This window comes from Pseudomonas sp. SLFW (assembly GCF_009905615.1).
GTDB classification, from domain to species: Bacteria; Pseudomonadota; Gammaproteobacteria; order Pseudomonadales; family Pseudomonadaceae; genus Aquipseudomonas; species Aquipseudomonas bambusae.
The window spans coordinates 30,638-54,745 of the sequence record NZ_JAAAKW010000003.1 but is presented as its reverse complement, the minus strand read 5'-3'; the positions used below and the strand labels follow the sequence as shown (position 1 = coordinate 54,745).

22 protein-coding genes and 1 pseudogene are annotated in these 24,108 nt (G+C 62.4%); 14 read left to right on the top strand and 9 right to left on the bottom strand.

The window, feature by feature from the left end; all coding sequences use genetic code 11:
* Window positions 1-17: 17 nt before the first annotated feature.
* Window positions 18-434: a VOC family protein gene (locus GVN17_RS06095; RefSeq protein WP_166594341.1), complete on the bottom strand. Its 417-nt coding sequence runs from the start codon at window positions 432-434 to the stop codon at window positions 18-20.
* Window positions 435-688: 254 nt separating this feature from the next.
* Here GVN17_RS06095 and GVN17_RS06090 point away from each other — a divergent pair, with 254 nt between their 5' ends.
* Entirely contained in the window at window positions 689-1,600 is a 912-nt protein-coding gene (locus GVN17_RS06090; protein ID WP_371928488.1) for a LysR family transcriptional regulator, read from the top strand.
* 105 nt (window positions 1,601-1,705) lie between these two features.
* The gene (locus GVN17_RS06085; RefSeq protein ID WP_166594340.1) at window positions 1,706-2,332 is read left to right on the top strand and encodes an ABATE domain-containing protein; all 627 of its coding nucleotides are present in this window, start codon (window positions 1,706-1,708) and stop codon (window positions 2,330-2,332) included.
* 238 nt (window positions 2,333-2,570) lie between these two features.
* On the opposite strand, the gene GVN17_RS06080 is transcribed toward GVN17_RS06085, so the two are convergent.
* The gene (locus tag GVN17_RS06080) at window positions 2,571-3,962 is read right to left on the bottom strand and encodes an aldehyde dehydrogenase family protein (protein WP_166594339.1); all 1,392 of its coding nucleotides are present in this window, start codon (window positions 3,960-3,962) and stop codon (window positions 2,571-2,573) included.
* A 160-nt stretch (window positions 3,963-4,122) separates the two neighbouring features.
* On the opposite strand from GVN17_RS06080, the gene GVN17_RS06075 reads away from it, so the two are divergent.
* On the top strand, window positions 4,123-5,013 hold the full coding sequence (locus tag GVN17_RS06075) for a LysR family transcriptional regulator (RefSeq protein ID WP_166594338.1): 891 nt from the start codon (window positions 4,123-4,125) through the stop codon (window positions 5,011-5,013).
* Between the two features lie 5 nt (window positions 5,014-5,018).
* Here GVN17_RS06075 and GVN17_RS06070 read toward each other — a convergent pair whose 3' ends face one another.
* The 7 genes and pseudogenes from GVN17_RS06070 to GVN17_RS06040 form a co-directional block, all read right to left on the bottom strand.
* On the bottom strand, window positions 5,019-5,705 hold the full coding sequence (locus GVN17_RS06070; protein ID WP_166594337.1) for a dihydrofolate reductase family protein: 687 nt from the start codon (window positions 5,703-5,705) through the stop codon (window positions 5,019-5,021).
* A 103-nt stretch (window positions 5,706-5,808) separates the two neighbouring features.
* Complete coding sequence (locus GVN17_RS06065; RefSeq protein ID WP_166594336.1) at window positions 5,809-6,207, bottom strand: RidA family protein; 399 nt, start codon at window positions 6,205-6,207, stop codon at window positions 5,809-5,811.
* A 663-nt stretch (window positions 6,208-6,870) separates the two neighbouring features.
* Window positions 6,871-7,320: pseudogene (locus GVN17_RS29795) on the bottom strand (phage infection protein); the annotation flags it as partial.
* Between the two features lie 738 nt (window positions 7,321-8,058).
* The gene (locus tag GVN17_RS06055) at window positions 8,059-9,534 is read right to left on the bottom strand and encodes a type III effector (protein WP_256665101.1); all 1,476 of its coding nucleotides are present in this window, start codon (window positions 9,532-9,534) and stop codon (window positions 8,059-8,061) included.
* 85 nt (window positions 9,535-9,619) lie between these two features.
* Entirely contained in the window at window positions 9,620-10,459 is an 840-nt protein-coding gene (locus GVN17_RS06050) for a transglycosylase SLT domain-containing protein (RefSeq protein WP_166594743.1), read from the bottom strand.
* A gap of 173 nt (window positions 10,460-10,632) precedes the next feature.
* On the bottom strand, window positions 10,633-12,999 hold the full coding sequence (locus GVN17_RS06045; protein ID WP_166594334.1) for a type III effector HrpK domain-containing protein: 2,367 nt from the start codon (window positions 12,997-12,999) through the stop codon (window positions 10,633-10,635).
* A 655-nt stretch (window positions 13,000-13,654) separates the two neighbouring features.
* On the bottom strand, window positions 13,655-14,209 hold the full coding sequence (locus GVN17_RS06040) for an RNA polymerase sigma factor (protein WP_166594333.1): 555 nt from the start codon (window positions 14,207-14,209) through the stop codon (window positions 13,655-13,657).
* 244 nt (window positions 14,210-14,453) lie between these two features.
* Between GVN17_RS06040 and sctW the strand changes: the two genes are divergently transcribed.
* The 11 genes from sctW to sctT all read left to right on the top strand — a co-directional run bounded on the left by sctW (window position 14,454) and on the right by sctT (window position 24,099).
* Window positions 14,454-15,566 (top strand): type III secretion system gatekeeper subunit SctW, encoded by a 1,113-nt coding sequence (sctW, locus tag GVN17_RS06035; RefSeq protein WP_166594332.1) that lies wholly within the window; start codon window positions 14,454-14,456, stop codon window positions 15,564-15,566.
* Window positions 15,566-17,659 (top strand): type III secretion system export apparatus subunit SctV, encoded by a 2,094-nt coding sequence (gene sctV / locus GVN17_RS06030; protein ID WP_166594331.1) that lies wholly within the window; start codon window positions 15,566-15,568, stop codon window positions 17,657-17,659. Before sctW ends, sctV begins: the two co-directional genes overlap by 1 nt.
* An 18-nt stretch (window positions 17,660-17,677) precedes the next feature.
* Window positions 17,678-18,688, top strand: a complete 1,011-nt coding sequence (gene sctD / locus GVN17_RS06025) for a type III secretion system inner membrane ring subunit SctD (protein WP_166594330.1) — start codon at window positions 17,678-17,680, stop codon at window positions 18,686-18,688.
* The gene (locus GVN17_RS06020) at window positions 18,685-20,034 is read left to right on the top strand and encodes a FliI/YscN family ATPase (RefSeq protein WP_166594329.1); all 1,350 of its coding nucleotides are present in this window, start codon (window positions 18,685-18,687) and stop codon (window positions 20,032-20,034) included. Before sctD ends, GVN17_RS06020 begins: the two co-directional genes overlap by 4 nt.
* Window positions 20,035-20,213: 179 nt before the next feature.
* Window positions 20,214-20,660, top strand: a complete 447-nt coding sequence (locus GVN17_RS06015; protein WP_166594328.1) for a YscO family type III secretion system apparatus protein — start codon at window positions 20,214-20,216, stop codon at window positions 20,658-20,660.
* 24 nt (window positions 20,661-20,684) lie between these two features.
* Entirely contained in the window at window positions 20,685-21,233 is a 549-nt protein-coding gene (locus GVN17_RS06010; protein ID WP_166594327.1) for a type III secretion system HrpP C-terminal domain-containing protein, read from the top strand.
* A complete protein-coding gene (locus tag GVN17_RS06005; protein WP_166594326.1) occupies window positions 21,230-21,952 on the top strand; it encodes a type III secretion system protein in 723 nt (240 codons plus the stop codon). The genes GVN17_RS06010 and GVN17_RS06005 overlap by 4 nt, the downstream gene beginning before the upstream one ends.
* On the top strand, window positions 21,942-22,379 hold the full coding sequence (locus GVN17_RS06000; protein WP_166594325.1) for a FliM/FliN family flagellar motor switch protein: 438 nt from the start codon (window positions 21,942-21,944) through the stop codon (window positions 22,377-22,379). The genes GVN17_RS06005 and GVN17_RS06000 overlap by 11 nt, the downstream gene beginning before the upstream one ends.
* Entirely contained in the window at window positions 22,376-23,029 is a 654-nt protein-coding gene (sctR, locus tag GVN17_RS05995) for a type III secretion system export apparatus subunit SctR (protein ID WP_166594324.1), read from the top strand. The genes GVN17_RS06000 and sctR overlap by 4 nt, the downstream gene beginning before the upstream one ends.
* 8 nt (window positions 23,030-23,037) lie before the next feature.
* Window positions 23,038-23,304 carry a type III secretion system export apparatus subunit SctS gene (gene sctS / locus GVN17_RS05990; RefSeq protein ID WP_166594323.1) on the top strand — a complete coding sequence of 89 codons (267 nt, stop codon included), beginning with the start codon at window positions 23,038-23,040 and terminating at the stop codon, window positions 23,302-23,304.
* Window positions 23,305-24,099, top strand: a complete 795-nt coding sequence (gene sctT / locus GVN17_RS05985; protein WP_166594322.1) for a type III secretion system export apparatus subunit SctT — start codon at window positions 23,305-23,307, stop codon at window positions 24,097-24,099. It abuts the gene before it with no gap.
* Window positions 24,100-24,108 lie beyond the last annotated feature (9 nt).

Genomic DNA, 24,108 nt, shown 5'->3' with positions numbered 1-24,108 from the left:
TCTCCTGGTGTTGGGAGTCACTTGGCCGTGGCGGCCGGGGCGCGAGTGGCGAATTCAACACGAATCCCGCCTGGGATTGCGCAAATGAAATGGGAGCGTGGAGAGTCGGGGCCGGTTGGCTGAGGTGCAAACTCCACGACCACGCCGGGGTAGGCACTGACTTTCTCGAACACGTCCGGCAAGTCGGTCACGGCCAGGGCAAGGTGGTGCAGGCCAATGTTTTTTCGGCGGTCGAAGCGTGTGGCTGTCTGCGGGTCCGCCACCTGCCAGAGCGTGACGGTCACGGTGCCGTCGTTGACGAATGCCGAAGGATAGGCCGGGATGCGCCCGACTTCTTTCCAGCCCAGGCATGTGCAGAAAAAATCGACGGTCTGGTCGAGGTCTTCCACGGCCAGCCCTACGTGGTGAACACCTTGCGTCAGTGCGTCACTCATGACAAATCCTCTTGGATGCCGTGTTGATTTTGAAGGGACAGACCCAGGCTGCGGCATCACCCGGGGTCGCGTGTACAGTCATAGCCCAGCCTCGGCGTCGGCGCCGGTTTCGCGCGCGACAAAACTCCGCTGCGTGGCGCCACACAGACGGTTCTTGCGCTGCCCAAAGGGCTGGACCAGACTATGAACCCTCCGCGGAACCTTGATAATCCAACGTTTTCGGGAAAGACCTTCACTGTTTTCGGGAAGATGAAGTGGACCGTATCGAAGCGATGAACCTGTTGCTGAGCACCATCCAAACCGGGAGTTTTTCCGCTGCCGCTCGTGCCTTGCGGATTCCGGTCCAGACGGTCAGCCGCAACATCGGGGACCTCGAAAAGCATTTGGGAACGCAATTACTGACGCGCACGACGCGCAAACTCGGCCTGACCGATGCGGGGGTGATTTATGCCGCCGCCGCGAAGAAAATCCTCGAACAGGTCGCCGAAGCGGAACGTACGGCTGCGGGGGAATTCGTTGCGCCTCGGGGGGAACTGGTCATCTCCGCCCCGCTGCTGTTTGGCCGCCTTCACGTGCTGCCGGTGGTGGCGGATTTCCTCGGACTGTTTCCCGAAATCAACGTCAGACTCGACCTGCGAGACCGGAATGTCGATTTGCTCGACGACCAGATCGATATGGCCGTGCGCATCGGTCATCTACCCGACAGCGGCATGATTGCCACCCGCGTCGGTGCGGTGCGCGGAGTGATCTGCGCCAGTCCCAAGTTGCTCGCCGAACATGGCGTGCCGCAGACGCCCCTCGACTTGAAGCACATGCCGTGTATCGCCACAGACGGTCCGACGTTGACCGCTGGCTGGCGCTTTCAGGCTCCGGACACCGGCGCGTCCATTGAGGTGGCCTTTGCTCCGCGCCTCCTCACGGGGGCCAACGCGCTGGTGGACGCTGCCGTGCAAGGTGTGGGGTTCGCCCGACTGCTTCATTACCAGGCCCATGAAGCCATCCAGGCCGGAACCTTGCGCATCGTCCTCGAAGAATACGAATTGCCGCCCTTCCCCATTCATATCCTGCACGCGCCTCACCGTCACATGCCGTTGAAAATCCGTCGATTTCTGGACTTTGCCAGTCCGCGCCTGCGCGATGCGCTGGCGCCCCTGTCTTCACCATGAGCGGCTTCGGTCATTCGTCAGTGCGCAGTGTCACTCACGAAACCGTAACTTGGCCAAGTGCATTTCAGGGGTTACCATTGGCCGATTCTTCGTTAGGGAACCTTCATGACCTCCAAGCTTCGCGGCCCCGCCATTTTCGTCGCAGACGCCCCTGCACTGGACTTTCTGAACTCCATCGCCACGCCGATGACCGAACCTGTCGACTGGATCGATGACGGTGACGACTGGCTGGACTGGTTGCGCCAATCGGGCTGGGTCGACGAATCCGTTCTTAACACCCTGCGTGAAAGCGCGCTGCCGGGCGAGCTGGACAACGCCGCCGCGCAAGCAAGATCGCTCCGCGAGTGGTTTCGGGCGTTCGTGCTCAAGCACCGAGGGCAGCCCCTTGATCCGTCGGCCGCTTCGGAACTCGGATCGCTGAATCGCTTGCTGGAACGGGATGAGAAGTACGCGGAAATCACAGCCGGTGAAGGTCTCGACGGGAAACTGTCCCTTGGCCTGAAACGGCGCTGGCGCACGCCGGAATCCTTGTTGTTGCCCGTAGGAGAGGCGATTGCCGAGTTCCTGTGCACTGAGGATTTTTCAGACGTCAAAAGCTGCGAAGGACCGACCTGCACCCTGATGTTCGTTGACCACACCCGAGGCAAGAAACGCCGCTGGTGCAGCATGGCCGCCTGCGGCAACCGCGCCAAAGCAGCGGCGCATCGGGAACGGCAGAAGAAGTCGGTTTAGGTCGGCGATTGCGGCAGCGCAAATGACCGGAACACGACACGATCCCACAGTTGAAACTGCGCCAGTCGCTTCGCTGCCGTCGTAACCTCCGGCGTCTCCCACGAGGTCTGCGGCGTGCAGGGAGGTTGCGGATCACATGGCTCTTTGTAGCAGCACGGCGTGCCCATCACAGAACACAAAAGAAAAACCCCGCGCAGTCATCGATTGCGCGGGGTTCGGTGCTACCGGCTGACGCCGATTAACGACGATCCAGCCAGACGGTCTGCGCGTTGCAGAATTCGCGGATGCCGAAGTGCGACAGCTCCCGGCCGAATCCGCTTTTCTTCACGCCGCCAATGGGCACCCGGGCGTCAGAGGCGGTGTAGCCATTGATGAACACGCCGCCGGTTTCCAGTCGTGCCGCGATGTCGCGGGCCTTTTCGACGTCCGCCGTCCAGACGCTGCCTGCCAGACCGAACTCGCTGTCGTTGGCCAGTTCGACGGCATGCTCAGCATCACGGGCGACGATCAAGGACGCTACGGGGCCAAACAGCTCTTCCGTAAACGACGTCATGCCTGGCCGCACATTCGACAGGATCGTAGGCGCATAGTAATTGCCCTCGCCCGTGACCTTTTCACCGCCGAACAACAGCGTCGCGCCTTCGCTCAGGGTTTTCTGCACTTGGGCATGCAGCTCGTCGCGCAGATCGTAACGGGCCATTGGACCGACGTAATTCGCCTCATCCAGCGGATCACCGACTTTCAGCGCCTTGACCGCCGCCACAAACTTTTCGGTAAATGCGGGCAGCACGCTTTCTTCGACGATGATGCGCTTGGCCGCCACGCAAATCTGGCCACTGTTCTGATAACGGCCGATCGTCGCGGCCTTCACGGCCTCGTCCAGGTCCGCGTCCGCCAGCACGATGAACGGGTCCGAACCGCCCAGCTCCAGCACGCACTTCTTCAACGCTGCACCGGCCTGAGCGGCGATGGCAGCACCGGCGCGCACGCTGCCAGTGACGGCAACCGCGGCAATGCGTGGATCGGCAATGGCTTTCGAAACGCCTTCGTTGCCGACGTTGATCACTTCGAACACACCTTCCGGCAGACCGGCTTCGGCCCAGGCATCACGCAACAGGTACGCGCTACCCATGACGTTGGGGGCGTGTTTGAGGACGTAGGTATTGCCCGAAAGAATCATCGGGATCGCGCCGCGCATCACCTGCCAGATCGGGAAGTTCCACGGCATCACGGCCAGGATCGGGCCCAGCGGCAGGTAATCGATGTACGCTTTGTCGTTTTCGACCGGGGTCTTTTCCGGGGCCAGCATTGCGGGGCCGTTCTCGGCGTACCACTCGCAGGTGGCAGCGGTTTTTTCCACCTCGCCACGGGACTGGGCGATGGGCTTGCCCATTTCGGCGGTCATCATCTGCGCCAGTGCCTCGGCGTTCTTGCGCAAGACCTTGGCGATTTTGCGCAACTGCTCGGCGCGCACGCTGATCGGCTCCTTGCGCCAGGCTTTGAAGCCAGCGGCAGCGCGGCTCAGGGACTGCTCAAGCTCGGCAGCCTGTTCGAACGGATACTCGGCAAACACCTTGCCAGTGGCAGGGTTCAACGAAATGGCGTGAGACGAAGATGCGTGTTGCGACATGAGTAAATGCCTCCTGTGGTGGTGTGACCTTCACACTGAATGCCGTCCGACGGCCACCCATTGCTGAAGTCTTGGGACCACGATAGGCTCTCCGAACCATTTTCGATAATGAATAATTATCAAAAATACATTCTCAAAACGTGAAAGGTTGACCACCCACATGGACCTGACCCAACTCGAACTGTTCAAGGCCATTGCCGAAGAAGGCAGCATCACCGCGGCGGCCCAGCGCCTGCACCGTGTGCCGTCCAACCTGACCACTCGCATCAAGCAACTGGAACAGGAACTGGGCGTCGATCTGTTCATTCGCGAAAAACTGCGCCTGCGTCTGTCCCCCACCGGCTGGACGTTTCTCGACTACACCCGGCGCATTCTCGATCTGGTTGAGGAGGCGCGTCAGGCCACCTCGGGGTCCGAGCCTCAGGGCGCGTTTTCCCTGGGCTCCATGGAAAGTACGGCGGCCGTGCGCATCCCGTCCCTGCTGGCCGCGTTTCACCAGCGCTACCCGAAGGTCGAACTGGACCTCTCAACCGGGCCTTCCGGAGACATGATCGACGGTGTGTTGTCAGGACGGCTGAGTGCTGCGTTCGTCGATGGGCCACTGCGTCACCCCGAGCTGGAAGGCGTCGAGTTGTTCGAAGAGGAAATGCTGCTGATCACCGCTGCCAGCCATGATCCCGTGACCCGTGCGCTCGATGTGAACGGCAAGACGGTCTATGGCTTTCGTCAGAACTGCTCCTACCGCCGCCACTTCGAAGCCTGGTTCAAGGCCGACATGGCCACCCCCGGCAAGATCCTCGAAATGGAGTCCTACCACGGCATGCTGGCCTGTGTGACCGCGGGCGCGGGCGTGGCGATGGTGCCGCGCAGCATGCTCGAAAGCATGCCAGGCAGTCCCAGCGTCCGGGCTTATCCGCTGAGCGAAGACTTCCGCTACTTGAACATCTGGCTGATCTGGCGACGGGGCGTGCGCTCGCCTGCGCTCAACGCCTTCATCGACCTGGTCCAGAGCGCCGTCCAGCATGCCATCGAGCCGCGCCTCGCCGGATGATTCTGTCAGGCCTTGGTGTAACGCAGCCACACAGCGCCGCCCTCTTGAACCTCGGCAGACGACAGCTTGAGGTGCGCGGGCTGTTTCCAGGCGTCGGGCGTCACTTCGAATGACGCGGGGTGTTCGCCGCGTCCGTCCACCAGCGGCAGAATCAGCACGCTCACTTCGTCCACCAGACCGGCGTTGACGAACGAGCCGCTGACATGGGGCCCACCTTCGACGATCAGCCGTTTGCAGCCCAGTTCTCTGCTTAACACGTCCACCACGTGCTGGAGGTCGATTTCGGTTTTTCCCGCAAACAGGTACGAAACGCCCACGGATTGCAGGTGCGCGAGGTAATCGTCCGAGACACCTTCGGTGAGCACTTCGACCACGTGAGAACCCAGCGCCTCATTCTTCTTCCAGCCCACTTTGCCGTGGGGGTCGATGGAAATGGCATAGGTGTCGGCTTTCCGCTCGACGAAGTGATCCGTGCGCGGAATCGCACCCTTCGCCAAGCCTTTCGGATAGCCGTCGTCGTGGGCGATTTCCTGCATGGTCACGCGACCGCAGATCCAGGCATCGAATTCGAAGGTCTGGGCCAGCGTTTCGTAGAGGTCGCCCGCGGATTTCTTGAAGGCGCGGTCCCAGCCGTCGGTGAGCGCGTGGCCGTCGAGGGACGACATCATGTGGCAAATGACATAAGGCTGCATGGCAGACTCCAGCAATGGATGAGCGATGTAAAACCGACCCGGAAGGCGCAACGTTAGTTCAGCCCATCCTCCACGAGCGGCCGGCTGTCATACCGCCCATGGATCAAGCCCGACGCCGCACCGCCACGCATTTGATTTCCACCAGGATGCCGGGGTGCGCCAGTTCGCTCACGCCGATGCAGGTCCAGGCGCACAAGCCTCGGGGGAACAGCCGGTTTTTTACGTCACGAAACACCGGCATGTGCTGCGACATGTTCACGTGGTAGGTGGTCATGTCGACGATGTCTTCGAACGTGCAGCCTCCCGCTTCGAGCACCTGACGCAGGTTGTCCCAGGCAGCGATGAACTGTTGTTCCGGGTCGTCGATCACCTTGAGGTCGGCGGTTCTGCCGACTTGTCCGGCGCAGTACAACGTGTCGCCGACGCTCACAGCAGGGGCGTAACCGGCGCGTTCAACGAGGGATGTCATGGTGTCGGGAACAATCAGCGTACGATCAGTCATCGGGCGGTCTCCTGTTGAAAGAAGGCGCGATTATGCCGTCGAGGGAGGGCACGCGAGTAGCGGAAGCAAAAAAAGCCCGCCCTCGATGCATCGAGGGCGGGCTTTCACGTTACGTCAGGATCATCGGGTAAGTTTGTCGTAATCCATCTCACCGGCCACTTCGCGGAAGTTCATATGGTCGAGTTTTTTCTCGTCCTGAGCCGCCACGCGGGACGCGCCGACCTTGTCCGCGCCATCGGATGCGAGGCCGCGTTCAGGCTGGCCGTTCGCAGCGACAGCGTTGGCGCCGACGTGATCTGCTCCGTCAGCAGCAACACGATTGGCACCTACACGATCAGCGCCATCAGCAGCAACGGAATTCGCGCCCACATGATCAGCACCGTCAGCCGCTACGCGATTGGCACCTACACGATCAGCGCCATCAGCCGCTACGCGATTGGCACCTACACGATCAGCGCCATCAGCCGCTACGCGATTGGCACCTACACGATCAGCGCCATCAGCAGCAACGGAATTCGCGCCCACATGATCAGCACCGTCAGCCGCTACGCGATTGGCACCTACACGATCAGCGCCATCAGCAGCTACGCGGTTTGCACCCACACGATCAGCGCCATCAGCAGCAACGGAATTCGCGCCCACATGATCAGCACCGTCAGCCGCTACGCGATTGGCACCCACGCGATCAGCGCCATCAGCAGCTACGCGGTTTGCACCCACGCGATCTGCACCATCAGCCGCTACGCGGTTTGCACCGACTCGGTCTGCGCCGTCAGCAGCGACACGATTCGCACCGACACGATCCGCGCCGTCAGCCGCTACGCGGTTGGCACCTACGCGGTCAGCACCATCTGCGGCTACGCGGTTTGCACCGACGCGATCAGAACCGTCGGAAGCGGTGGCATTGGCGCCCACGTGATCCGCGCCATCGGACGCGGTCGCATTCGCTCCGACATGGTCGCTGCCATCAGAGGCCGTTCGGTTCGGGCCGACTTTCTCGGAGCCGTATTCCGCCACGGCCTTGCCAGTGTTCACATCGGACGCCGCATACGCGGTGGACACACCCAAAGCCAGCACGGAAACCGTCAGGCCCCAAACCCATTGCTTATTCATCGCCGATTGCTCCAAGTGTCATGTCTGTCGAGGCGGGCGAATCGCCCGGCCAGTGAATGTCTTCGACAATAAAACGGTGCCCTCAAATAAGGACGGTCTACATTTCCAGACTTGCATGGATGGCCTGTGCAGCCAGCGAGCGGCGTTTGACTGGACAGTCGGTATCAACGGCGAACGCCCGCGTCTGCTCAGGTTAGTCCTGATTTCGGGCGGGTGCCTCAATTGCGAAGCTTCATCCGCCCGATGGCAGACTATCTACCATTAAACGCTTCGAGTGGGCGGTGTGCTATTAGTTCTGTGGGCTTAAATAAAAGCACGATTGTGCAAGTTTTGAGGGGTACTAACAGACTTTTGAGTTATGGATATCTAATGTGTATGCGCCAAATAAGTGCAGACGGAAAAGAACTAAGGCCATAAAGGCTAACGCTATACGCTAACGCATCAGTTCGCATAGTCACTGAACGCGTCGCGTACTCTAACAAGCGCTGCACAACGCTTTTGATTACGGGCCGTGGGAGTTGGCTTGCCTACGATCTGCTGCGCAGCGGCAGTAGAACCAAACACCTCCACCCTGTCAGACAGATCGCATGCTCTGAATTTGCGACTGCTTCGCAGCCGATCGTAGGCAAGCCAACTCCTACGCCCTCCGGGCAGAATCAAAAGCCCATGAAGTGCGTCAATCCTGCTTTTTCTTGCAGCTTGCAGCTCAAAACTCGCGGCTCAAAACTTCAAGCCGCCTCAAGTCATCTCCATCCCCCCTTCCCCCTCAACATCCCGCTCCCGTTCACGACGGCGCACATGATTCTCGTACTGCGCCCGCAAGGCCGCGCCGGTTGTGGACGCGGTTTCGGAAGCACCACGGCCCACGGCTTTGGCGCCCGCCATGGTCTTGTCGCCAACGAAAGAAGCTGACGTGGACGCCGCACCCTTGACGGTGTTTTGCAGGAAGGCTTCCGCGCCCTTGGTGGCTGGGTCGGTCATCACGCCTGCGGTGGTCCAGCCAGCAAACACGGCGGCCGATGCAGCCGTGTTGGTCAACTGGCTGACAACGGTCTTGGCATAAGGATTACTGAGGTTTCTGGTCGCCAATTCCTGCAACTTGCCCACGCCCGCGAACCCACCCGCCAACGCCAGCCCGTTCTGGGTCAGGCTGGTGGCCGAAACCAGGCTGCGCACGGCTTTGCTGCTGTCGGTCAGGATGTCGATAGGCATGCCCGCGAGGCGTTTGCCGGCATTGACCGCCGCCCCCGAATAGCTGGCGTTCTTGATGCCCTTATAGGCGTCGAGCCATTCCGTTTCTTCGTCCAGCGGCTTGGCCTCGGCGTCTTTACGGCCGAACACATAGGCCCCACCGCGCTGATGGTCACGGTGTTCCGTGGCTTGCAACCGGTTGCCGAATACGGCATTCGCCCCGAGTCCACCGACCGTAGAGATCGCGGTGTCCATCGCGCCCTGTGCCTTGGGATGCCCCGCCAGCGCGGTGGCCATGACCGTACGCGCTGCGTTACGGGCGGTGTAGCCCTGAATCGCCACGCCCATGTCGACGCTCTGCCGGACCAACCCCGGTGCGTGCAGCCGCTGGGAGACCGCCATCGCATCATGCAGTTTGTCCGGCGTGGTCTTGAGGAATTGATTATCGCCGGTCACCCGGTTCATCACCCCGGTGCCCACCTGATCCATGACCCCCGACAGCGCCCCGGAAATCAGCGGCGTCAGGGGTTTGAGTGGAGTCGGCAGCCAGTCGCCCTTGTTGATCTCGGGGCGGGCGTATTGCAACGCCGTGGCGGCGGCGAAGGGAATCGCACGGAACGCGCTGGACGTGTGGGTCGCCAGCCGGTCGAACTTCTCGCCCTTGGCCAGGGTGTCTGCGATGTCGCTCAGGGTTTCGCCCTCCCGCTGCAACACGCGGGCACGGCTGGTGGCGATGTCGTTGAGCTGCGCGTTATGCCGGGTCACGCCTTCGTTATGTTGGTTGATGTCATCCAGCGCCTCTTGGCTGGCGCCGGGAGGAGCCGTTTTCAAATTCTGGTAATGGGCAGAAAAAACGTGTTGTTTCAGGTAATCGGCGATCAGCGTGACTTCCGCTTGCACCAGCGCCGGAGACAACGCGGCAACCCGCCCCGCGCCATGCCCTGCGTCGGTGTCGTTGACGGTGTTCGCCGACGTGCTGGCGACCGGCTGAGCGCCTTGGGGGGTTCTCTGGATTCCATTCATGGTTAACACCTCTTGTTGATGGGCGAGCCAGACGGCGCGACGGGCACACACCCGCCCGTCACCCGGCCCTTGAGCGAGTCACCGATCAGCCGGGCAATTGCCCCTGACCGCTTTCGATGATCTTCGCGAAGTTCATGACGTTGTTGACGTAGTCGGGATCGCCCACGCCGCCTGCGTTGGCCAGGTCACCCTTGCTGACCTTGTCCGGGCCGGAGTTGTAGGCTCGCAGCGCGGAACCCCAGTCGCCGAACGCTTCTTTCTGATCGCGCATGTACAGCGCGCCCGCCATGATGTTGTCGTGGGCGTTGTTCACGTCGGCGTTGCCCAGCAGGTCGGGGTTTTCCTTTTTCAGACCGGCGAAGGTATCGGCGTTGACCTGCATCAGGCCCGCATCGGTCTTGCCGTTGACGTTGGTGGTGTCCTGGCCCAACTGACCACGGGACTCGGCCCAGATCTGCCCGGCCAGCACGCTCGGCGGAACGCCCGTGGCGTTCGAGGCGTCCATGATGTCGTTGCGGTACGGTTCGAGCTGCTTGGGCAGGTGCAGATCGCCGGAACCGGTGAGCGACGTATCGCCCGGCACCGTGCTGGCGGCGTTGCTGGCCGGCGCCCCAGCGCCCTCTGCACCCGACGCGCCCTCGCCCGAACCTGCGCCGGAACCCGCCCCGTCCACTGCGCCGCTCCCTGCACCGCTTCCGCTGCCAGTGGCCGGGTTCTGCGCCGCGAGGTTTTGCGCGTTGGACGGGCTGTTGGGGTTGTTCTGCATGAGCATCTGCATCAATTGCATCAGCAGGCTCATGATCTGCTGCACCACGCCCGCTTGTTGATCAGTGCTGGAGGCCGGGTTGCTGGCGTCCACCTGCGGGTCCTGGCTGTTGGGCGGCGCGAAATTGACCTGGGACTGCGTCGGGCTGGCGAACAGCAATGCGCTGGGGTCGATGGCCTGGTTGCCGCTGCCACTGCTGCCGAGGCCGTTGTGCTGGCCGGATTTGCCGCTCAGTGAGGAAAAATCCGTGGGCGTGTTCAGGTCCTGCAGGGGGCGATGCGACGAAACACTCATGTTCATGATCGTTTACCTCGTTTCAGGTCAGGGAAGAATCAATGGGCCTTCGGAATGCCGAACTGGTCCAGGACCGGGTCGACGTTGTGGTCGAAGGCTTTCTGCGCCTTGTGCTTCTTCACGGCTTCGATGATCGCGGAGATCCCGAAACCCAGGCTCATGGCGGCGTCGGCGATCCAGCCGACCACCGGAATCGAGGCGCCGATGGCGGCCCCGGCGGCCATCCCGGCGGCTTCACCGACGACCATGCCCGCGACGCGCCCGCCGACTTTCGCCGCCACTTCACCCAACCCGGCGCGCCCGGCGGATTTCGCCACCGCGTCGTAGCCTTGCTTGGCGGCCGACAGGCCTGATTTGATGCTGTCGTAAATCGTCTTGGCGGCGTCGGTCTTGTCGCCGCGGGCCAGCATGTCGGAGACGGAGGCGAATCCTGCGATGGACTGGAACGCTGCCGGGCCCATGTGAGAGGCCATTTTCGCGACCTGGGACGGCGCATGGTCCTTGTCACCCTTGCTCGCTTCGTCGAGCATCTTGCGGCCGGGTTTGGAGTCCTGAAGCTGGGCGAAGGTGGACTGCACGTAGTTCTGTTGTTGGCCCTGCACGAAATCCTGCGGCAACACGCTGTCGTAGGCGGCTTTCTGCGCGTCGGCGCTATTCAGGGCTTGTTCGCCGTCGGCCTTCTTCTGGTTCAGCAGCTGCTTGACCGCCCCACCTTCACTGAAATTGCTGACGTACGAGTCCTGAACCTTGCCTTGCAGGTCCGGGCGTTGGCCCAGCACCTGTTGCGCGGTGGGCACGTCGGCATTCGGCCCCAGCAGGTCTTGTTGCATTTGCAGCTGCGCGGACAATCCGCCGAGGGCGCTGCTGTAATCGGCGTTGGGTTTGTCCTTGCTGGTGGCCTTGTCGGCGGTGTTCAAATCAGTCTGCAAGGCCTCACCGCTGTTGACCTTCTGCATCTGTTCGTTGACGGCCTTTTGCAAGCTCGGCGTGCTGTTGACCAAGTTGCGCGACTGCTGCGGGATCTGTTGATCAAGGAAGGCTTGCACGTCGGGGTCGGCCTGCAATTGGCCAATTTTTTCGTTGAGCGCGTCTTCGGTCTTACCGGTCTTGCGCAGGTCTTCCCCGGCCACGACGCTTTGCTGGGTCTGTTGCAACTTGACCATCACCGCAGCCTTTTGCTCGCCGGTGTAGGCCGAAGGGTTGTCGAAAACGTCCTTGCCCAGCTTGCTGATGTCGGTGTTGGCGACCGAATTGAGGGTCGCGGCGTCGCTCAACACGCTGGCGAATTCACCGCCGTTGGTGGGCGCCTGTTTCTTGATCCAGTCGCTGATGTTGCTGGCGCTGAACAGTTTGTCGGGGCTGTGGGCCGCCAGTGACCGTCCTTCCAGACCGCCCTGGTCGATCTGGGTCAGGAAGCCCGGCTGCGACCAGGTCTTGGCCGCCTGTTTGAGCGGTCCGGCCAGCCCGGGGTTGTCGCTTTGGAGGGCTTTCAGGCCATCGGCGCTGGTCAGCCCGTCGACTTTGGTTTCGCCGTCCGTGCCCGCCGCGTGCTTGGGGTCGGCGGCCTTGGTCAGCGGTTCGTTGGCGCGCATCAAGGCGGCGCTGCGCACCAGTTCCATCGACTGCGGATCGGCGTCCGGGTGGTCTTTCTGATAATTCGAAATGTCTTTGTCAGCGCTGTCGGCGGCCTTTTGCATGTTCTTCGCGAAGGCCTTGAGGTCACCGTCGGTGATCTTGCCGTCCGCCTTGCCGCCGTGCTTGCCGGTGTCCACGACGGTTTTCAGCGCCGGGTTGGCGTTGATGAAGTCCATGGCCTTGGCGGCGTCCGGGCCTTTTTCAGCCGCCATGCGCGCGGCGGCGATGGGCCGGTTCAACTCCTTGGCGGCCTGCTCGCGCTGGTCCGGCGGCAAGTTGGCGACCATCGGCGCCCAGCGTTCCAGCTCCTTGGGCGACGAGTATTTCGAGTCGTCGAGGAAGCTGGCTTCGGTGGATTTGGGTTGGTCGGTGGGTTTGCTGGCATCGGTGGGTGTCGAGGCACTGACGTCGCTGACGGCGTTGGGTTTGCTGGCGCTGGCCGGGGCTTGCGTGGGCGTATTGGCCGAGGATGTGGCCGACGATGTGGCTGAAGATGACGTGTTGGCCGGCGTGCCTTGGGGCGGGGTTTGCGGTGTCTGCGGGTGTTGGGCGTTGCCCTTGAACAGCTGCAACAGCAGGGACAGCAATTGCTTTTCAGTGGCTGCGATGTCCCCGGCAGGCTGAGCCGTCGCCGCGCCGAACTGGACATTGGGGTTCGCGCCCTGACTCAGCAACGTGCTGGCTGATTTTGCCAGTGGCAGGGATTGAGCCGACTCGCCGCTGTCGGACTGAGGTGCGATACCGCTGTAGGGGCTGTTCGAAATACGCATGGGAGTCGCCATCCGGGAATGAAGGATGGCAACTGTGTGGTCCCGCATGCAGGTCGGTTCCGGGAAATGTTTCAGGTTGTTTCATTTTCGCGCTTGATTCTGGCCGAAGTCCGTGGGAGTTGGCTTGCCTACGATCTGCCGCGCAGCGGCAGTAAAACCGATCACCTCGGTTGTGTCAGGCAGCCCGCGTGCATCGGATTTACGACTGCTGCGCAGCCGATCGTAGGCAAGCCAACTCCTACGCCCTACGGGCAGAATCAAGCGCAAGCAATGCATCAGGCCCAATATCGCCTTCGACCAGAAGCAGGAGCGGTGCTGGCGCACGCCTTGAAACACAAGGCCCAGAGCCTCCCGCCGCCCTTATCAATCCCGTTGATGTCCACCATGAAAGCGATTGTCTTCAGGTTTTTCGGGCCTCGCGTAACATCGCCTCCATCGCTTACCTCCCTTACGATCTTCCCTACAGGATTCACGACCATGACTATCCACTTGATCAATGCCGTTGCCCTCACCGCCGTCACCGTTTTCCTGGTTAACCGCGCATTCGCCCTGTACGACCTGGTCAACGCTGCCACCGTTTCCGAGCACATCTGAAACGGTCTTGCCGTTTCGGCTGCGCTCGGCCAACGCTGAGCCTGGCTGAAGAAGACCGGCCTCAACTGAACGGGTCCATCTGACGCTTCAACTGCTCCCTGGCACGGGACAGGCGCGAACGCACCGTGCCAATCGGCACACCCAGCGAACTCGCGGTTTCCTGATAGTTGCCGTCCATTTCCAGTGACACCTCGATCACCCGCTGCATGTTCGACGGCAAGGTCCCGATGGCCTTGACCACGCGAACCAGTTGGCGGTGGCCGTCCACCTGATGCCCGATGTCACCCTGGCTGTCGAGTTCAGTGTGGGTCTGGTCCTCCCAGCTCTCCTGATAGGGCTGACGATACATTTTGCGAAAGTGATTGCGGATCAGGTTCAGCGCGATCCCGCACAACCACGTCTGCGGTTTGCTCGCATTCTGGAACTTGTGTTCGCTGCGCAGCGCCTCCAGAAAGGTGCATTGCAAGATGTCGTCAACGTCATCCGGGTTCATCACGCGCTTTTGAATGAATGCACGAATCATCTTGATCTGATCGCTCGTCAATTGGCGGATGCCGGAGATCGGCTGGTGGCGGTTTTTAGGTTCGATGTCGAGCAGTGCGAGGCTTGGGAACATCAGGGCGCTTCCTTGTTTGAAGTGTGTTAGCCCTATAGCGATAGCCGTGCCAGTCTCAAAAATACGCTATCTATCTGATTTTTAACGGGAATAAATTCGATCCAAAAACCATTCGTGCAAAAACTTGCGCGAAGGCACTGAATCCCTAACGGTTTTTGGCACAGATGCCGATTGTGCGGAATCGATGGAACCGTAATCCCCGGACGTCCCACTCAGAGCCCATGACCACGCTCAGAATCGTCCTATGAAGATCTCCGCTCCCGCTGCTCCTCAAGCGTTGCACACCCCTGAGCCCGCCCTCGCGAAGAACGCGGCGACGGTCACGACGCCCCCGCGCACCAACCTGCCGAACCTGGGCGGCACCTCGCCGCAACAGGTGGCCCGTTTCGCGTCGGCGCTGGTGCAACAGAGCCGCAGCCTGGGTCAGCGCGAACTGGTGGCGAGCGGCAATGCCTTGCAGTCTCGGGCGGCGAAGCTGGGGGAGTTGTATCAACTGTTGATGGGCACTCAGGATTCCGGGCTCGACGACGCGGCCCGCAAGATGCGCAAACAGTTGCAAAAGGAGCGGGCCGCCAGCCTTGAGCAGATTCTCGATTTTTCCGAAGGCGATCCCGCGAAGGCGCACGTGGTGCTTCAGGCCGCGAGAAAGCAGGCGCAAGCGGACGGCGCCACCGGCGAACACGTGGTCCTGACCCAACAATTGAAACTGCTGCGCCGCCAATACGGCCAGCGGACGCGCGCGGGAATCAACACCGCCAAGGCCTTCGCCCGCTCGGGCATCGACAACAAACGTCGCGGTGCCCTGCGCAACCTGTACGGCGTGGCCGTGTCCGGTCAGCCCAATATCACCGGCCTGATCGATGCCCTGCTCAACGAACAGGAGCAAGCCGGCGAGTTCGAACTCAACCTGCGGGACATGCGCAGCGCTCTCGCCGACGACCTCTCCGCCCTCACTCCTTCCACATCGCCCCAGCAATTGCGCACGCTGATGCACGGCCTCAACACCGCGCGCCACGTCGCGACCCTGCTGCAAAGCTGCGAACACCTGCTGGGGCGGATGCGCAACAAAAACCCCGGCGTCCAAGTGGATTCCGCCGCGTTCCTCAAACACCTGCTCGCACTGTCCGCCAAAGGCATGAGCCTCAATGAAACCCTGCAACTGACCCAGCACATTGGCGGCAAACAGCTCAAGCATCAGCTCGCGTTCCTCAACGGTCTGCGGCCGATGTTGCAGCAATTGCCGATTCTCCTGTGGCGCGACATGAAAAGCCGCCAGAACGCCTTGGGCAACCTGCTCATCCTCATGGCCGAGCTGACTCGGCTGGAACAGAACCCGCAGCAAGGGGGCCTTGCCTGATGGATCGTGTCATCAACCTGCTCAACCAACTCGCCCTGGCGGCCATGCGCCGCTCGGAAATCGTCGGCGCCTTCGTGGTGATCGCCATCGTCTTCATGATGATCACCCCGCTGCCCACGGGCCTGGTGGACGTGCTGATTGCCATCAACATCTGTATTTCCTGCCTGCTGATCATGCTCGCGATGCACCTGCCCCGGCCGCTGGCGTTCTCGACCTTCCCCGCCGTGCTGTTGCTGACGACGATGTTCCGTCTGGCGCTGTCGATTTCCACCACCCGGCTGATTCTGCTCAACCAGGACGCCGGGCACATCGTCGAAGCCTTCGGCCAGTTCGTGGTCGGCGGCAACCTGGCGGTGGGCATGGTGATCTTCCTGATCCTCACCGTGGTCAATTTTCTGGTGATCACCAAAGGTTCCGAGCGGGTGGCGGAAGTCGGCGCGCGGTTCACGCTGGACGCCATGCCCGGCAAGCAGATGTCCATCGACAGCGATTTGCGCGCCAACCTGATCAGCGTCCATGAAGCCCGCCGTCGTCGCTCTGAGCTGGGCAAGGAAAGCCAGTTGTTCGGCGCCATGGACGGGGCGATGAAGTTCGTCAACGGCGACGCCATCGCCAGCCTGATCATCGTCGCGATCAACATGATCGGCGGCATCGCCATCGGCGTGGTGCAGCACAACATGACAGCGGGCGATGCCTTGCAGGTCTACACCGTACTGACCATCGGCGACGGCCTCATCGCGCAGATTCCGGCGCTGCTGATTTCCGTGACCTGCGGCATGATCATCACCCGCGTGCCGGACGAGGACCGCGCCGAGGCCAATATCGGTCGGCAGATCGCCGAGCAGATCACCAGCCAGCCCAAGGCCTGGATCATCGCCGCCGTGGCCATGCTCGGGTTCGCCGCGCTGCCGGGCATGCCGACGGCGGTGTTCATCGTCATTTCGATCGTCTGTGGCACGGGCGGCCTGCTGCAACTGCACCGCGCCAAACCCCAGGCGGAACAGGTGCAGGCGGTGGCCGTGGCGCCGGAGATGAACGGCCGTGAAGACTTGCGGACCTTTTCGCCGAGTCGTCAATTCGTCCTGCAATTCCACCCTAGCCAGAACCCGGCGCAGGTCGAGGCGCTGGTCAGCGAGATCCGCCAGCGCCGCAACCGGCTGGTGGTGCAATACGGCCTGACCCTGCCCTCCTTCATCATCGAACAGGCCGAACACCTGCCTGCGGATGAATTCCGTTTTTCGGTCTACGAGGTGCCGCTGCTCAAGGCGACGTTCACCCAAAGCCACGTGGCGGTGGATGCGCGGATGGTCGAAGAATCGCCGGACGCCGGGGTCTACGGCAGCGTCGAACGGCAGGAAGGCCAATGGCTGTGGCTGCCTTATGACGACCCGCAACTGCAAAACCATGACGTCGAGCGGGTGGACGCCATGACCCTGATCATCGAGCGCATGGAGCGCGCCTTGCAGTCCTGCGGTCCGCAATTCATCGGCTTGCAGGAAACCAAGGCGATCCTCGGCTGGCTGGAAAGCGAACAGCCGGAACTCGCTCAGGAAATGCAACGGGTGCTGCCACTGGCGCGGTTCTCGGCGGTGTTGCAACGTCTGGCGTCGGAGTGCGTGCCGCTGCGGGCCATCCGGGTGATCGCCGAAACCCTCATCGAGCACGGCCAGCACGAACGGGAAGTGACGGTGCTGGCCGACTACGTGCGCATCGCCCTGAAGTCGCAGATCTACCACCAATACTGCGGCGCCGAAGGGTTGCTGGTGTGGGTGCTGACCCCGGAAAGCGAAGGCATCTTGCGCGACGGCCTGCGCCAGACCCAGACCGAAACCTTCTTCGCGCTGGATAACGAGACCAGCCAGTTGCTGGTGCAACAACTGCACATCGCTTTCCCGGTCCGCACCGCCGAACGCGCGGTGCTGCTCGTGGCTCAGGACCTGCGCAGCCCGCTGCGAACGCTGTTGCAGGAAGAGTTCTATCACGTGCCGGTGCTGTCGTTCGCCGAAATCAACAACGCTGCGCAGGTCAAGGTGCTAGGCCGCTTCGACCTCGAAGAAGACCTGGAAGCGCTGGACAACGAGTACGCCGCGTGAGTGGCTGGAGAGCGTCGCATGTTTGAATTACGGGTGTTGACCGGCCTGCATCAAGGCGCTGCCCTGCCCCTGGTGGGTGAGCAATGGGTGATCGGCTCGGACGAGGAGCAGGACCTGGCGCTGCATGATCCGGGTGTCGAACAGGTGCATTGCCGCTTGCAGCGCCAGGGCGAAGGGTTCGTGCTGAACGCGGCCGAGGGTCAGATCGGCGATCAGGAAGGCCATCGCCATGCGACCGCCGAGCTGATTCCCAACACCGCGTTCGTGCTGGGTTCGGTGTGGCTGTGCGTGTCGGCGGCCGAGGATGCGTGGCCATCGGTGCCGGTTGTCATCCCGCAACCCAGGGTCGAAGCCGCGCAGGAAACGCCCGTGACCGAGCCGCCCGACCCTGCACCAGACGCCCGTAGCAGCGCACCCCCGCTGGAAAAAGTCGAGTCGCGCTCAAGGCTGTTGAACCGCACCACCGGGGTCATCGTCGGCGTGTTGTTGGGCGTTGCTGGCAGCGCCTGGAGCCTGACGCGCAGCAGCGGCAGTCCGGACACGGTGGCCGCCGTCGCCATGGTCCAACCGTCGAAGCCTTCCGCAGCAACCACGAAACCCGCCTTGAAACCCGTCGCGGAACCTGGTTCAAAACGTATTCACCTGGCCAATGTCGACGACACCCGGCGCCAGCTCACCACCATGCTCAGCGACCGCCTGCTCAGTGGCGTCGATGTGCAGCAGACGTCCGAAGGTCTGGTGTTGAGCGGCAACCTGAAAGCCGAGTCGCAGGTGGTGTATCAGCGCATGCTGCAACGCTTCAAGGACCGTTATGACGCGCCCGTCGGCGTGATCGACAACGTCACCACGTCCAGCAACGGCCTGCCGTTCACCATCGTGCAGATCATGTCCGGGCCGCACGCGCATCTGGTCACGGCGGACGGGCATCGGCTGTACGTCGGCGACGAACTGGCCGGGTTGCGCCTGACCCGCATCGACGACAATCGCATTCAGTTCGACGGCGAACGGCATTACGAGGTGAACTGGTGAACGCCGCCCTTGATCACTGGAAAACCGGCCACGCCCGACGTCTGAGCGGGTTTTCCGCCGTGCGGGTCAGCGGCCGCGTGAGTGCGGTGAGCGGGATTTTGCTGGAGTGCCAGATTCCGGCGGCGAAGGTCGGGGACCTGTGCGAAGTCAGCAAGGCCGACGGCAGCACCATGCTGGCGGAAATCGTCGGTTTCACCCGCGACTGCACGTTGCTCAGCGCTTTGGGCACGCCGGACGGGATTCAGGTCGGCGCGCACATTCGCCCCCTCGGCATGGCCCACCGTATCGGCGTCGATGACAGCCTGCTCGGCAGCGTTTTGGACGGGTTCGGTCGGCCGTTGCTGGAAGATTCCCTGGGGGCATTTGCCGGTCCCGGTGATCGTCGGGTGACGCTTCCAGTGATCGCCGACGCCCTGCCACCCACCCAGCGCCCACGGATCACCAACGCGTTGCCCACCGGCGTACGGGCGATCGACAGCGCAATTCTGCTGGGCGAAGGACAGCGCGTCGGGCTGTTCGCCGGGGCCGGGTGCGGCAAGACGACGCTGATGGCCGAACTGGCGAGGAACATGGACTGCGACGTGATCGTCTTCGGCCTGATCGGTGAGCGGGGTCGGGAGTTGCGCGAATTTCTGGATCACGAACTGGACGCCACGTTGCGCAGCCGCTCGGTGCTGGTCTGCGCCACGTCCGACCGGTCCAGCATGGAGCGGGCCCGTGCGGCGTTCACCGCGACCGCCATCGCCGAGGCCTACCGCGAGCGCGGCATGAAGGTGCTGTTGCTGTTGGACTCTCTGACGCGTTTCGCCCGGGCCCAACGGGAAATCGGCATCGCGGCGGGCGAACCGTTGGGCCGGGGTGGCTTGCCGCCGTCGGTGTACACACTGTTGCCGCGTCTGGTGGAACGGGCCGGGATGAGCGAAAAGGGGTCCATCACCGCGCTGTACACCGTGCTGATCGAGCAGGATTCGATGAACGATCCTGTGGCCGACGAAGTGCGGTCGCTGTTGGACGGTCACATCGTGCTGTCGCGCAAACTCGCCGAACGCGGCCACTACCCCGCGATTGACGTGCAAGCCAGCATCAGCCGGATTCTCAGCAACGTGACTGGCCGCGAACACCAGCAGGCGAACAACCGGCTGCGGCGGCTCATGGCGGCGTACAAACAAGTGGAAATGCTTCTGCGCCTCGGCGAATACCAGCCTGGCGGCGACCCCGTGACCGATTGCGCGGTGCAGCTTAACGAACCGATCAACGCCTTCCTGCGCCAGGATTTGCGCGAGCCGGTGCCGTTGCAGGAGACGCTTGAAGCGTTAATGCAGCTGACGTCGCAGTTGCCCGACTGAGGTGAACGTGCCGTTGCAACTGACTGCACACGACACCTGTGGGAGCGAATTTATTCGCGAAAAGAAGGACAGGCGACGCAGATGGAGTGCCTGTCCGAGCCCTTCGCGAATAAATTCGCTCCCACAGGGGGACCGTGTTTCAAACCGTCGGCCCGGGTTTGAGTGCTGGAGGATTACCAATGGAAGAAGAACTCGAAACCGATCCGCAACGCCTGGCGATGGAACAGGTGATCGGTGTGCTGACGCCGTTGCGTCAGCACCGTCAGGCGAGTGCCGAGCGGGCGCAGCGTCTGGCGCAGCAGGCGTTGGAGGCGATGCAGGTGCAGTTGCAGGAGACCCGCGAGGTGTTGAGCCAGGAGCGGGTCAATCAGCGGGAGCGGCGTCAGGTGTTGAGCGAGGTCAACCTGAACAAGACCATGCCCTTGAATGACCTCGACCGCTGGCACGAAAAGGAACACCGCATGCTCGACCGCCTGGCCTATATCCGGCAAGACGTGGAGCGGCAAAAGCTGGGCATCGATGACCAGCGCCAACGGATCACCGAGGCCATGACCGCCGCGAAGGCCGCCCAACGCGCCGTGGAGAAACTGGCCTGCCTCGCCGAAGCCGTCAACGAACAGAGCTGATTTTCAACGATAAGGTTGAGCCCGATGAACCCACCGATCAAATCGCCCCCTCGCCCAGCTGCACACCCTGCGCAGCGTCCGGCGTCACCTGAACCGTCCACGCTGGCCGACCGCCTCACGCTGAGTGGCGCCCGCCGATCCGATGTCAGTCGCCCCACCACGGCATGGCCTCAGTCCACCCCCAACGACGCGCTAAACGCCGACGGCCTGTTTTTCTCGCAACTGCTGGTCCCGCCCGTGAGCGAAGAGCCCGATCATTCAGGCTTCGGTGGCAGCGGTTTCAGCCTGTTGCCTCCGAGCGAAGGCGTGCCGACCCAATTGATCCACGCACTCGCCGAGCGCCTGCCCGCCCAACCCGACGGCCCGTTCAGCGTGACCCTGCTGATGCCGACGCTGGGCAAGGTAAAGGTCAACGCCAACAAACGCGACAACCAATGGAACGTCGAACTGGGCTTTGCCCGAAAAGGCGTGCTCAAGCGCGTCCAGCGCCACCAACGGGCCTGTGAAACTGCACTGGCCGACGCACTGGGTCATGACGTCGACCTGTCTTTTCACGAGGAACTGCCTGCATGAACGCCCTGACTTTCCGCCAGATCGATCCTCACGCCGCGCACTTCAGTCGCCAACTGGGCGCCGGGGCCACGCTGGCCTTTAGCGCGCAAGGCCTGCCGGGCAAACTGACCCTGCGCCCGATGACCGCCGAAATCACCGAGCCTCACTCACTGACCTGGTTCGACAGCGCCCTTGGCATCCTGGGCCTGAGCGACGCCGACGCCCTGCTCAGCCTGCTCGGCGAGCTGCCCGTCACCCTCTCCGGCGAACCTCAGCCGTGGTACTGGCAGGTGCTCAATCAGCGATTCAGTCCGGTCATCGCGGAACTGCTTTCGCCCCTTGTGCCACTCAGCACTGACACTGCACTGCCAACCGCCGCCGTGACCTGTCGGATTCAGCTGCAATTGGGCGATCAATGCCTGCACGGGGTGATCCGCGCCACTGCCGACGTCCTGCTCCGCCTGCTGCAAGGCGCTGACTGGCACCGGCACCGGCAAGCGCTCGACGAGCAATGGCCCGTCCGACAGCCGCTGGAACTGGGCGAACTGTCGCTGAGCCTGGCGCAGCTCACGTCACTGCAACCCGGTGACGTGCTGCTGCCCACGCTGAGCCATTTCGACAGCGACGGCCAAGGCCGCCTGAACCTCGGCGGACGGCAATGGGCAGTGCACACCGACAGCGACGAACGCCAGCTGTATGTACGGCTCAGCCACGAGGAAACCCTGGAACATGGCCAATGAAGCGCTCTACGACGAAGAGCTGGACACCCTGACCGACGAGGATCAGGACGTTTCCCCCGTGGCTGACGACGGCTACGAAGACCACGGGCAACCCCTCCAAGAAGACCCCGCTGAAACGGATTGGGCACACCCCGCCGACGCCCCGTTCGAAGACACCCTCGACACCCCGACTGCCGAGTCCCAGCCGCAACACACACTTGACCCGCTCGATCACCTGCCCATGGCCTTGACCCTGCGCTGCGGCCACCTCGACCTGACACTCGGCGACCTGCGCCGGATCGCGGCGGGCACGGTGCTGGAAGTCAGCGGCATCGCCCCCGGCTACGCGACGTTGTGCCACGGCGACCGCGTGGTGGCCGAAGGCGAACTGGTGGACGTCGACGGCCGCCTCGGCCTGCACATCACCCGCATGGCGTCGCCCGCATGATCATGGACGGGATGAACCCGGTCATGCTGGCGCTGTTTCTCGGCGCCCTGTCGCTGATTCCGTTTCTGCTGATCGTCTGCACGGCCTTTCTGAAAATCGCCATGACCTTGCTGATCACCCGCAACGCCATCGGCGTGCAGCAGGTGCCACCGAACATGGCCATGTACGGCATCGCCTTGGCGGCGACCATGTTCGTCATGGCCCCGGTGGCCCACGAGATTCAGCAGCGGATTCACGAACACCCGCTGGAAATGGGCAGCACCGACAAACTCCAGGCCAGCGCCAGCACGGTGATCGAGCCGCTGCAACGCTTCATGACCCGTAACACCGACCCCGACGTCAGCGCCCACCTGCTGGACAACACCCAACGCATGTGGCCCAGGGAAATGGCTGATCAGGCGACCAAGAGCGACCTGCTGCTGGCCGTTCCGGCGTTCGTGCTGTCGGAATTGCAGGCCGGGTTTCAGATCGGCTTTCTGATCTACATCCCGTTCATCGTCATCGACCTGATCGTCTCCAACCTGCTGCTCGCGCTGGGCATGCAGATGGTCTCGCCGATGACCATTTCCCTGCCGCTGAAACTGTTGCTGTTCGTGCTGGTGCAAGGCTGGACACGCCTGCTCGACAGTCTCTTTTATTCGTACATGTGAGGCGGCCCATGGAAGCGTTGGCGTTGTTCAAGCAGGGCATGTTTCTGGTGGTGATCCTCACCGCGCCGCCGCTGGGCGTGGCTGTACTGGTGGGGGTGATGACGTCACTGGTTCAGGCTTTGATGCAGATTCAGGACCAGACCCTGCCCTTCGGCATCAAACTGGCGGCGGTCGGCCTGACCCTGGCCATGACCGGGCGCTGGATCGGTGTCGAACTGATTCAGTTCATCAATATGTCATTCGACCTGATCGCCCGTTCCGGGGGCATGCACTAGATGCCCTTCGACGCACAGGGGCTGTTTGAATTGATGCTGGGCATGGGCCTGGCAGCGGCGCGCCTGTTGCCGTGCATGATTCTGGTCCCGGCGTTCTGCTTCAAATACCTCAAGGGCCCCTTGCGCTACGCCGTGGTGCTGGTGGTGTCGATGGTCCCGGCGCCCGCCATCAGCCGCGCGCTGTCTTCCTTTGAAAACGACTGGTTTTCCATCGGCGCGCTGCTGCTCAAGGAAGCGGTGCTGGGCACCCTGCTCGGCCTGCTGCTGTACGCGCCCTTCTGGATGTTCGCCTCGGTTGGCGCACTGCTTGACAGCCAACGCGGCGCTTTGAGTGGCGGGCAGTTGAACCCCGCCCTCGGGCCTGACGCAACCCCCTTGGGCGAGCTGTTTCAGGAAACCCTGATCATGCTGGTGATCCTGTCGGGCGGTTTGTCGCTGATCACCCAGGTGATCTGGGACAGCTACCAGGTCTGGCCGCCCACGGCGTGGCTGCCGGGCATGACGGTCGAAGGCCTGGACGTGTTTCTCGAACAGCTCAACCAGACGCTGCAACACATGATGCTCTACGCCGCGCCGTTCATTGGCCTGTTGCTGCTGATCGAAGCGGCGCTGGCGATCATCGGCCTGTACGCGCAGCAGCTGAACGTGTCGATTCTGGCCATGCCGGCGAAGAGCATGGCCGGGATCGCGTTTCTGCTGATCTACCTGCCGACCCTGTTGGAACTGGGCAACGGGCAGATTCTGCAACTGGCCGATCTCAAGCATTTGCTGACGCAATTGGTGCCGGTGCCGTGAGCGCGCAGC

Coding starts and splice junctions, on each gene's coding strand:
- GVN17_RS06040 (WP_166594333.1), bottom strand. CDS start 14,209: ATGTTCCCAAGCCTCGCACTGCTCGACATCGAACCTAAAAACCGCCAC.
- sctV (WP_166594331.1), top strand. CDS start 15,566: ATGGATCGTGTCATCAACCTGCTCAACCAACTCGCCCTGGCGGCCATG.
- GVN17_RS06010 (WP_166594327.1), top strand. CDS start 20,685: ATGAACCCACCGATCAAATCGCCCCCTCGCCCAGCTGCACACCCTGCG.
- GVN17_RS06080 (WP_166594339.1), bottom strand. CDS start 3,962: ATGTCGCAACACGCATCTTCGTCTCACGCCATTTCGTTGAACCCTGCC.
- sctS (WP_166594323.1), top strand. CDS start 23,038: ATGGAAGCGTTGGCGTTGTTCAAGCAGGGCATGTTTCTGGTGGTGATC.
- sctT (WP_166594322.1), top strand. CDS start 23,305: ATGCCCTTCGACGCACAGGGGCTGTTTGAATTGATGCTGGGCATGGGC.
- GVN17_RS06045 (WP_166594334.1), bottom strand. CDS start 12,999: ATGCGTATTTCGAACAGCCCCTACAGCGGTATCGCACCTCAGTCCGAC.
- GVN17_RS06005 (WP_166594326.1), top strand. CDS start 21,230: ATGAACGCCCTGACTTTCCGCCAGATCGATCCTCACGCCGCGCACTTC.
- GVN17_RS06075 (WP_166594338.1), top strand. CDS start 4,123: ATGGACCTGACCCAACTCGAACTGTTCAAGGCCATTGCCGAAGAAGGC.
- GVN17_RS06065 (WP_166594336.1), bottom strand. CDS start 6,207: ATGACTGATCGTACGCTGATTGTTCCCGACACCATGACATCCCTCGTT.
- GVN17_RS06085 (WP_166594340.1), top strand. CDS start 1,706: ATGACCTCCAAGCTTCGCGGCCCCGCCATTTTCGTCGCAGACGCCCCT.
- GVN17_RS06000 (WP_166594325.1), top strand. CDS start 21,942: ATGGCCAATGAAGCGCTCTACGACGAAGAGCTGGACACCCTGACCGAC.
- GVN17_RS06055 (WP_256665101.1), bottom strand. CDS start 9,534: ATGAATGGAATCCAGAGAACCCCCCAAGGCGCTCAGCCGGTCGCCAGC.
- sctD (WP_166594330.1), top strand. CDS start 17,678: ATGTTTGAATTACGGGTGTTGACCGGCCTGCATCAAGGCGCTGCCCTG.
- GVN17_RS06070 (WP_166594337.1), bottom strand. CDS start 5,705: ATGCAGCCTTATGTCATTTGCCACATGATGTCGTCCCTCGACGGCCAC.
- sctR (WP_166594324.1), top strand. CDS start 22,376: ATGATCATGGACGGGATGAACCCGGTCATGCTGGCGCTGTTTCTCGGC.
- GVN17_RS06095 (WP_166594341.1), bottom strand. CDS start 434: ATGAGTGACGCACTGACGCAAGGTGTTCACCACGTAGGGCTGGCCGTG.
- GVN17_RS06015 (WP_166594328.1), top strand. CDS start 20,214: ATGGAAGAAGAACTCGAAACCGATCCGCAACGCCTGGCGATGGAACAG.
- sctW (WP_166594332.1), top strand. CDS start 14,454: ATGAAGATCTCCGCTCCCGCTGCTCCTCAAGCGTTGCACACCCCTGAG.